At 66.6% G+C, this 1,530-nt stretch carries 1 protein-coding gene; it reads right to left on the bottom strand.

Going from position 1 to position 1,530, the window contains the following annotated elements; all coding sequences use genetic code 11:
* Nucleotides 1-152: 152 nt before the first annotated feature.
* The gene (gene rhaI, locus AAW13_RS43800; protein ID WP_071659891.1) at nt 153-1,322 is read right to left on the bottom strand and encodes an L-rhamnose isomerase; all 1,170 of its coding nucleotides are present in this window, start codon (nt 1,320-1,322) and stop codon (nt 153-155) included.
* Nucleotides 1,323-1,530 lie beyond the last annotated feature (208 nt).

Below are 1,530 nucleotides of genomic sequence, written 5' to 3'. Positions count from 1 at the left end.
GACCGAGCGAGCAGAGCAGCAGCTTCGGGATGCGTAGTCATAAAAGTTCCTAATTCTTTCGAAGGAGGGGGTACACCGGTGCGCCCGTCAGGGGCGCGGCCAGCGACAACCGGCCGGCAGCCCGCGACGAACCAGCTCAGGAGGGCAGACGCTTACGCACCCCACCCGGCCTGCTCCCCGCCCACCCGCTCCGCGACGATCTTCTCCGCCCACCCCGACCGCCGGTACGCCGCGATCGGGTCCGGGTCGATGCCCAGTTCCTCACGCACCTCCCGCAGCAGCGGCCGCACATCCGTGTTGTACGCGTCCATCAGTACCGCGTTCGCCTCCAGCACGTCCCCGGTCCGCTGTGCCGCGGTCAGGGCGTCGCGGTCGACGAGAAGGGCCTTGGCGGTGGCCTCCTGGACGTTCATGACGGAGCGGATGACGGCGGGGATCTTCGCCTCGATGTTGTGGCACTGGTCGAGCATGAAGGCCACGTCGGACGTGAACCCGCCGCCACGCACCACCTCGTACATGATCCGGAACAGCTGGAACGGATCGGCGGCCCCGACCATGAGGTCGTCGTCGGCGTAGAACCGCGAGTTGAAGTCGAACGCGCCGAGCTTGCCCTCCCGCAGCAGGGTGGCGACGATGAACTCGATGTTCGTACCCGGCGCGTGGTGGCCGGTGTCGACGACGACCTGTGCCTTGGGTCCCAGCTTGAGGCAGTGGGCGTAGGCCGTGCCCCAGTCCGGGACGTCGGTCGTGTAGAAGGCGGGCTCGAACAGCTTGTACTCCAGCAGGAGCCGCTGGTCGTCACCGAGCCGCTCGTACACCTCGGCCAGCCCCTCCGCCAGCCGGTCCTGCCGGCCACGGATGTCGTCCTGACCGGGATAGTTCGTGCCGTCCGCGAACCAGAGCTTCAGGTCGCGCGACCCCGTCGCGTCCATGATGTCGACGCACTCCAGCAGATGGCCGACGGCCTTGCGGCGCACCGCCGCTTCCGGGTGGCAGATGCTGCCCAGCTTGTAGTCGTCGTCCTGGAAGGTGTTGGAGTTGATCGCGCCCAGCTTCACCCCCCGCTCCTCGGCGTGCTTGGCCAGGTCCGCGTATCCGTCGGGGCCGTCCATCTTGTCCCACGGGATGTGCAGCGCCACCGTCGGAGCGACCCCCGTCACCGCGTGGACCTGCGCCGCGTCGTCCAGCTTCTCCTGCGGCGAGCGCGGCACGCCCTGCTGCGCGAACACCTTGAAACGGGTCCCCGAGTTCCCGTACGCCCACGACGGCGTCTCGACGGCCTGGGTCTTCAGCGCGGCCTTCACCGCAGCGGAGTCGGTCACTTCGGAGCTCCTGGGGGGTATGAATGATGAAACGATTCAGAACGGCAAAGTATGAGGCCCACGCAGGGGTGTCAAGCACTCCGACTCACCCTGTTTTCCGTGACTCCGCCGTGACCTAAGGCTATCGAAATTTTTTCGACACGGACCCATTGACGTGACATGCCCGTGGTGCCTACGGTCCCGGCAATCCAGTTGAAACCTTTCACGA

It is taken from the genome of Streptomyces humi (assembly GCF_001005085.2).
Lineage (GTDB): Bacteria > Actinomycetota > Actinomycetes > Streptomycetales > Streptomycetaceae > Streptomyces > Streptomyces humi.
This window is presented reverse-complemented; position numbering and strand designations above follow the sequence as displayed.